1 protein-coding gene is annotated in these 1,927 nt (G+C 70.0%); it reads right to left on the bottom strand.

The window, feature by feature from the left end; all coding sequences use genetic code 11:
* Positions 1–142 precede the first annotated feature (142 nt).
* Positions 143–1,840, bottom strand: a complete 1,698-nt coding sequence (locus tag AC2W7C_RS17320; RefSeq protein WP_486002479.1) for a PAS domain-containing sensor histidine kinase — start codon at positions 1,838–1,840, stop codon at positions 143–145.
* Between the last annotated feature and the right edge of the window lie 87 nt (positions 1,841–1,927).

Raw genomic sequence — 1,927 nt, 5'->3', positions numbered from 1 at the left:
AGGCCGAGTCGGTGCGGGTGCTGGAGACCCTCGACGCCGCGGACCGCGCCGCCCTGGCCCAGATACTGACCCGTCGGGGGCGCACCGTCGTCGTCCACGGTCCGCGCCGCGAAGGCGGCCCCCAAGGCGAGCCCCGGAAGGACTAGGCGGCCTGGGCCTCGTCCCGGGCCTCGACGCCCGGGCGGCGGATCGGCAGGTCGAAGCTGACGGTCGTGCCGTGGCCCGGCTCGCTTTCCATCGTCAGTTCGCCGCCGTGCAGCTCGATCAGCGACTTGGTCAGGGCCAGGCCCAGGCCGGTTCCCTGCGTCGTCTTCGAATGCTGGCCCTCGACCTGCTCGAAGGGCCGGGCCAGCCGCACCAGATCCTCGGGCGCGATGCCGATGCCGGTGTCGGCCACCGAGACCCGCACGCGGTCGTCGTCCAGCCGCGAAAGCGCCACCACGATCTGGCCGCCCTCGGGCGTGAATTTCACCGCGTTGGAGATGAGGTTCAGCACCACCTGCTTCAGGCCGCGATGGTCGGCCTCGATGTCGGGCAGTTCGGGCGCGTCGACCAGCAGGTTCAGACCCGCCTCCTGAATCTTGCCGCGCATCAGACGGGCGGCGTCGTCGACGATCTCCTTCAGCGACACCGTTTCATAGTGAAGCGTGAGCTTGCCGGCCTCGATCTTGGCCATGTCCAGGATGTCGTTGATCAGGCTGAGTAGGTGCTGCCCCGACTTCAGGATGTCGCCAGCGTAGCCCTTGTACTTCTGATCCCCCAGCGGCCCGAACATCTCGCCTGCCATGATCTCCGAGAAGCCGTTGATGGCGTTCAGAGGGGTCCGCAGTTCGTGGCTCATGTTGGCCAGGAACTCGGACTTAGCCTGGTTGGCGGCCTCGGCGCGGGTCATGGCGACCTCGTACTTGCGGGCCAGCAGCGACAGCTTCTCCTCGCGGTCCTCCAGCTCGGTGATGGTGGCGTGCAGGCGCTCGACCGCCCGTTGGCGTTCGGCCTCCTTCTGCTTGATGGCGGTGATGTCCGCCGCCGTGACGACCGAGCCGCCGTCCGAGGTGAAGCGCTCCACCAGCTGCAGCCAACGGCCGTCGTGCAACTCCACCTCGCGCGCGCCCGCCCGTCCGCCGGCCGCGGGATGGTCCGTCTTGATCGCCAGCGCCGCGATCCGGTTCAGGTCCTGCTTGAGGGCCCCGCGCCGGATCACCCCTTCCTCGAAACCGAAGGCATCCTGGAACGCCTGGTTCGACAGGATCAGCCGACCCGTCTTGTCGAACAGCACGAAGGCGTCCGAAACGCTCTCGATCCCGTCGCGCAGGCGGCTCTCGGCGGCCTGCGCCTGGGCCTTGGCGCGGCGCGCCTCGGTGGTGTCCAGCGCCACGCCCAGGATGGAAGTGAAGCCCTCGTCGCCGCGTTCGCCCCGGGCCTGGCCGCGCGCATCGATCCAGCGGGCGTGGCCCTGATCGTCCGGCACCGGGAAACTGACCTCGAAGGCGCCGTAGGTCTGGGCCTGGCGCAAGGCGTGGATCACCGCCTCGCGGTAGCGGGGATGGATGCGCTCCAGCACGCTTTCGGCCGGCGTCGGCCCGCTCGCCTCCAGGCCCAGCAGGTCGGCCATGTAGTCCGAGATGGTCACTTCGCCCGCTTCCACGTCCCAGTCCCACACGCCGCAGCGAGCCGCTTCGACCGCGCCCCGGAAGCGGCGCTCGGACGCCGCCCAGGCTCGGCTGATGCCCGCTTGTCGACGCTGGAGCAGCAGGGCCAGCAGGATCACGAATCCTCCGATCGCCAGCGGAGCCGTTAGCACCCAGGCGTCGTCCAGGAGCGCGCCCGCGCCGACGCTCACCGGCGTCGAGGCGCGGCCATCAGCCCCCGTGTCCTTCGATCGCCACCGACGTTCGGCGCACGCCGCCGCCGTCCCGATCCAGGGTCA

The organism is Brevundimonas sp. CURTG3B2_SDJG (genome assembly GCF_057364705.1).
This window is presented reverse-complemented; position numbering and strand designations above follow the sequence as displayed.